Origin of the sequence: Rodentibacter rarus (assembly GCF_001998965.1) — a bacterium.
GTDB classification, from domain to species: Bacteria; Pseudomonadota; Gammaproteobacteria; order Enterobacterales; family Pasteurellaceae; genus Rodentibacter; species Rodentibacter rarus.
Genome location: NZ_MLHJ01000070.1, coordinates 38,379 through 44,404, shown reverse-complemented (window position 1 = coordinate 44,404; position 6,026 = coordinate 38,379). Strand labels below are relative to the sequence as shown.

At 40.2% G+C, this 6,026-nt stretch carries 4 protein-coding genes; 1 reads left to right on the top strand and 3 read right to left on the bottom strand.

Translation table 11 applies throughout. The features are described from left to right. Positions 1-373 precede the first annotated feature (373 nt). Complete coding sequence (dapD, locus tag BKK50_RS08055; RefSeq protein ID WP_077417042.1) at positions 374-1,201, top strand: 2,3,4,5-tetrahydropyridine-2,6-dicarboxylate N-succinyltransferase; 828 nt, start codon at positions 374-376, stop codon at positions 1,199-1,201. Between the two features lie 70 nt (positions 1,202-1,271). Here the strand turns inward: dapD and tehB are convergent, their stop codons facing one another. The 3 genes from tehB to metG form a co-directional block, all read right to left on the bottom strand. Then, positions 1,272-2,132: an SAM-dependent methyltransferase TehB gene (gene tehB, locus BKK50_RS08050; protein ID WP_077417040.1), complete on the bottom strand. Its 861-nt coding sequence runs from the start codon at positions 2,130-2,132 to the stop codon at positions 1,272-1,274. 92 nt (positions 2,133-2,224) lie between these two features. Then, entirely contained in the window at positions 2,225-3,826 is a 1,602-nt protein-coding gene (cueO, locus tag BKK50_RS08045; RefSeq protein WP_208606146.1) for a multicopper oxidase CueO, read from the bottom strand. A 137-nt stretch (positions 3,827-3,963) separates the two neighbouring features. Next, positions 3,964-6,012 carry a methionine--tRNA ligase gene (gene metG / locus BKK50_RS08040; RefSeq protein WP_077417038.1) on the bottom strand — a complete coding sequence of 683 codons (2,049 nt, stop codon included), beginning with the start codon at positions 6,010-6,012 and terminating at the stop codon, positions 3,964-3,966. Positions 6,013-6,026: the final 14 nt, after the last annotated feature.

Genomic DNA, 6,026 nt, shown 5'->3' with positions numbered 1-6,026 from the left:
ATCTAGTACAGCCCCAAAATTTTTCCCATTATAAGGATTGTTTAAGAATAGTTAAGTGGAGAACAAAAATTTTTTAAAAAAAGGTCGTTTTTTTTCTTTTTCTTGTTAGAATGGCGGGGATTCAACATCAATTTAAGGAGAAAACAATGAGTGATTTAGGTTATGCGGTGGTTTCCGCGGCGTTAGTTATGGCTTTTCTATTTGGCTTAACATTCGCTATCTTTTAATTAAATTAACGAGATAGCTTTTCTTATCACTTATCACCGCACTTTGGGTTGTCAAAGTGCGGTGATTTTTTCGGTGTTTTTTGCTTGAGGATTAAAAATATGGTAAAACTAGCGCCGTTTTATTCATTAACGAAATAGGAAGTACCATGTCAAATTTACAAGCAATTATTGAGTCCGCCTTTGAAAAACGTGCAGAAATTACGCCAAAAACGGTGGATGCAGAAACTCGTGCTGCGATTGAAGAAGTGATTGAAGGTTTAGATAGCGGCAAATATCGTGTTGCAGAAAAAATTGATGGGGAGTGGGTCACTCACCAATGGTTAAAAAAAGCGGTATTGCTTTCATTCCGTATCAATGACAACGAAATGATTGATGGCGCAGAAACCAAATATTACGACAAAGTGGCATTAAAATTTGCCGATTACACGGAAGAACGTTTTCAACAAGAAGGCTTCCGTGTGGTGCCATCAGCCACTGTGCGTAAAGGCGCCTATATCTCTAAAAACTGTGTGTTAATGCCGTCTTATGTCAATATCGGGGCTTATGTGGGCGAGGGTACGATGGTCGATACTTGGGCAACAGTAGGTTCTTGCGCACAAATCGGTAAAAACGTTCACTTATCTGGTGGTGTCGGCATTGGAGGGGTATTAGAACCATTACAAGCCAATCCAACTATCATTGGTGACAACTGCTTTATCGGCGCACGTTCTGAAGTGGTGGAAGGGGTGATTGTTGAAGACGGTTGTGTGATTTCAATGGGGGTATTCATCGGTCAATCCACGAAAATTTATGATCGTGAAACCGGTGAAATCCATTACGGCCGTGTACCGGCAGGATCGGTGGTGGTTTCCGGTAGCCTTCCGTCAAAATGTGGTAAATATAGCCTTTACTGTGCGGTGATCGTGAAAAAAGTGGATGCGAAAACCCTCGGTAAAGTCGGTATTAACGAGTTATTACGTTCTATCGAAGAATAATTAAAAATTTTCTCAAAAAAACCGCACTTTGTTGTCACAAAATGCGGTTTTTTCTTTTATCAGCAATGGATTATTTCTTTTTGGCTAACATTGTCACAAATTTCATTTTAATGCGATTGCCGTTTTCATCAGTTTTGTGTAGTTCGCCCATTTCTTCGTTGTATTTAATCAATTCCCAGCCTTGGTAATAATTCTTCAATTCATTTTCTTGGAAGGTGAAAGAAAAAGGCATCGGACAAGGCACATCCTCTGTGGACATCGCAGCAACAATTAAATTGTATCCACCGATATTGGTATGTTCCTGCATATTGTGAATAATTGCCGGTATGTGTTCTCGGTTTAAAAACATAAATACCACAGTAGAAAGAATAAAATCGTAATTTTCCTGAATATTCGCAGTGTTAATATCATAAAGTGCGGTTGAGATGTTGAGATTTTCTTTGTCCTTGGTTTCATTTAGGAAAGCTAGGCTATTGGCATTATGATCCCAAGCGGTAACATTAAACCCAAGTAAACTTAAGAAAAGGGAATTTCGTCCTTGTCCACAACCGAGATCGAGGGTTTTGCACGGTTTGATGATATTAACCGCATTTTTTACTTCAGAATGGGTGGCTGTCATATTGTATTTTTTGTTGAAGTAATCTTCTTTTTTACAATAAAACCCAAGGGTACATTCTAAATCCTCTGTTAAGGCTTCCACTCGATGCCAAGCTTGTGGTTCGACAAAAGGTGTTTCTGTTTCCGCAGTGAAAATATGTTCTGCAATCACATCGCCTTGTTCGGTTAATTCATAAAATTTTAGTTTTCCTTTTAATACGGTGATTTTTCCCCAAGTACCGACTTTAGTGTTATGCTTTTCTTGAAACATTTGGGGCAGTTTGTCTTTTGTCCAAATCGGCATTTGTTTATAACAGATTAATTCGTTTTTCATTGTGGTTCTCCAATAAATTACTTAGGGTTTGTGAGTGTTTTATTTTTTGCTTATGCATCGGTAAAATTGCCACAAATCCTCTTTATTTACCATTATTTTTCAACGGCAAACGCCAACATCATACCGGTATCTTCGTGTTCCAATACATGACAATGAGCCATATAAGGCGCTTGTTCCCCGGCTAAATAATCAAATTTAACCAGCACTTCGCTGATACTCCCATTCACACTGACAGTGTCTTTCCAACCTTGACGGTGAACAGCAGGTGGTTTTCCATTTTCAGTCAGAATACGGAATTGCGTGCCGTGGATATGGAATGGGTGCAGCATCATATCACCTTCTCCGGAAATAACCCATTTTTCATATTGTCCTTGTTTGGCACTGAATACTGGGTGGTGATGGAAACTTTGTCCGTTAATGCGATTTGCCGTCCAAATATCCAATGTTTCCTTTTTATGCGTCATATCACCATCATGTTTCATATGTTGCATATGCATATCCTGCGACATTGGCATTGAGTGATCCGGCATAGCGTGATTTGACATATCCGTATGATGCATCATATTCATACCTTGATGACCGTATTTTTGCATAAATAATTGCATACCTTGGTGATCTAATTCCGGATCCATCGTGAGTTGGAAATGACGTACCACAATATCTTTCGGGATTTCTACTTTCGGTAACGCCGCTAATGTTGTCGGTAAATTGCCTTGTCCTTTTTGTAATGTCGTTTCCAAACTTAATAGCGGGAGTTTTTGATCGAACGGAGGCAATCCCATACCCATTTGATCCACCGGTAAACTGACTAAATCCACGGACTTACCGTCACTCAAATCAATCAATACTTCGAAACGTTCCCCCATAAGGATTTCCAATTCATTCACTTTTATTGGTTCACTCAAAAATCCGCCGTCACTAGCGATAACATACATCGGTCGTTCATCACCGGTAGCTATTTTTAGTGAACGGGCATTACAGCCGTTAAGTAAGCGTAAACGCACCCAGCCTTTTGGTGCGATATGTTTCGGATATTGCACTCCGTTTGTCAGCATGGTATCGCCAAACCAACCAAGGCTTGCGGTTAGTAAATCAATTTTATAATCAATCTGACCTTGTTCATCAAAACGTTTATCTTGCAAGATGACGGGAATATCATCGACGCCCCATTGTTTCGGTAGCGGTAATGTTGAACTTAATTCGTCTTCAATCAAAAATAAACCGGCTAATCCCATTGCCACCTGGTAGCCCGTTCTGCGATGGGGGTGGGGGTGAAACCAACAGGTAGATGCCCGTTGATTAACGGTAAATTTCGCCTGATATTGTTGTGCCGGTTTAATAATTGCCTGTGGGCCGCCGTCAACGTCACCCGGAATTTCCAATCCATGCCAATGTACGGTTGTTTCTTCCGGTAAATTATTTTGAATATTTACCCGCACTTCTTGTCCTGATTTTACCCGAATTGCCGGTCCTAGCAAGCTACCATTGTAGCCCCAAGTTGCGGTTTTATGTTGCCCGAATTGGCTAGTGCCTTGTTCCACCGATAAGTGAATTTCCCCTTTATCGGCTTCCAATAGTGTTGGAATAGGCAATATGGCTTGTTTTTCTTTCGCCCAAACCCATTTTATCGGTGTCGCTGCCATTGCAATAAAAAGTGCGCTGTGTTTTAGAAATTTTCTCCGTTGCATCATCATTTTCTCCGCTAAATATTGAATCGGTGGCAAGGATAAGGCTTAACCTTAGGTTAAGGTCAAGAGGGAATTGTATGATATTGAATAAATTTTTGATAAAGAAAAAGGCGGTCAATGCCGCCTAATTTGTATTGAATGAATTATTTTACCTGCATGCCGGCTGTGACACCACTGTCTGCAGAGAGTAAGAATAAATCACTACCACCTGTGCCGGCAGAAAGAATCATGCCTTCCGATATACCGAATTTCATTTTTCTTGGCGCAAGATTTGCCACCATAATCACAAACCGACCTTCTAATTCTTCCGGTTTGTTATAAGCCGCTTTAATGCCTGAGAAAACTTGGCGGGTATGATCACCAAGATCCAATTCAAAACGTAAAAGTTTATTAGATTCCGGCACGGCTTCGCATTTCAACACTTTGGCAACCCGCATATCTAATTTTGCAAAATCATCAATGGTGATCGTTTCAGCAATCGGTTCGATATGAGAAAGTGCGGTCGATTTTGATGCTGTTTTTTCCGCAGTCTGATTGCTTTGTGCAAACAAGGCTTTGGTTTCATTAATTACCGCATCAATTTGTTTTTTCTCTAAACGGGAGAACAGGGCTTTGAACGGTGAAAGGGTATGACCCAGTAACGGTTGAGCGAGATTGTCCCAAGCTAATTCACTTTGCAAGAACGCTTCTGAGCGTTCAGCCAGTTTGGGTAATACCGGTTTTAAGTAGGTCATTAAAATACGGAAGAGTTCAATGCCCATGGAGCAAACCGCTTGTAGCTCGGCTTCTTTACCTTCCTCTTTGGCAATCACCCAAGGGGCTTTATCATCAATGTATTTATTGGCTTTATCTGCCAAGGCCATAATTTCACGGATCGCTTTATTAAATTCGCGGGTTTCATAATAGGTGGCGATTTGTTCAGTTCGTGCAGTAAACTCGGCAAATAATGCCTCATCTTCCAATTTATCGGCTAATTTTCCGTTAAAACGTTTTGCGATAAAACTCGCATTACGAGAGGCTAAATTCACTAATTTGTTAACGATATCCGTGTTTACCCGTTGAACGAAATCCTCTAAATTAAAATCTAAATCTTCAATGCGATTATTGATTTTTGCCGCATAGTAATAACGCAAGCACTCAGGATCAATGTGGTTCAAATAGGTGCTGGCTTGAATGAACGTGCCACGGGATTTTGACATTTTCGCCCCATCGACAGTGACATAACCATGGGCAAATACATTTGTTGGTTTACGATAGCCACTGCCTTCTAGCATGGCTGGCCAAAATAGACTGTGGAAATAGACGATATCTTTTCCAATAAAATGATAAAGTTCTGTCTCGCTGTTTTCTGCCCAAAATGCATTAAAATCAATGCCTTCACGATCACAAAGATTTTTGAACGATGCCATATAACCAATTGGTGCATCCAACCATACATAGAAGAATTTATCTTTTGCTCCCGGAATTTCAAAACCAAAATACGGCGCATCACGAGAAATATCCCATTGTTGTAAACCGCTTTCAAACCATTCTTGCATTTTGTTGGCGATTTCCGCTTGAAGAGAACCCGAATTTGTCCATTCTTTCAACATGCTTTCAAATGCCGGCAAATCAAAGAAAAAGTGTTCAGATTCTTTCACAATCGGTGTCGCACCGGATATTGCAGAACGAGGGTTAATTAAATCCATTGGACTATAAGTGGAAGCACAGACTTCACAGTTATCGCCATATTGATCTTCTGCTTTACATTTCGGGCAAGTTCCTTTCACAAAACGATCCGGCAAAAACATCTTTTTTTCCGGATCATAAAGTTGTTCAATCACTTTGCTTTTGATGAAACCCTTTGATTTTAATTTGTTATAAATTTCTGCGGTGATTTGTTTATTTTCTTCACTATGAGTGGAGTGATAGTTATCAAAACTGATATTAAAACCGGCAAAATCACGAATATGATCCGCTTTCGCTTTAGCGATCAATTCTTCCGGTGTCATGCCTAATTTATCGGCATTGAGCATAATTGGCGTACCATGGGCATCATCAGCACACACGAAATAAATCTTATTGCCACGCATACGTTGAAAACGCACCCAAATATCCGCTTGAATATGCTCGAGCATATGGCCTAAATGAATTGCACCATTAGCGTAAGGGAGGGCGCAAGTGACTAACATTTTACGGGGTTGAGTTGTCATTGTTGTTCTCTTTT

Excerpts from the sequence above, each read along its gene's own strand:
- dapD (WP_077417042.1), top strand. The coding sequence starts at position 374 with ATGTCAAATTTACAAGCAATTATTGAGTCCGCCTTTGAAAAACGTGCA.
- tehB (WP_077417040.1), bottom strand. The coding sequence starts at position 2,132 with ATGAAAAACGAATTAATCTGTTATAAACAAATGCCGATTTGGACAAAA.
- cueO (WP_208606146.1), bottom strand. The coding sequence starts at position 3,826 with ATGATGATGCAACGGAGAAAATTTCTAAAACACAGCGCACTTTTTATT.
- metG (WP_077417038.1), bottom strand. The coding sequence starts at position 6,012 with ATGACAACTCAACCCCGTAAAATGTTAGTCACTTGCGCCCTCCCTTAC.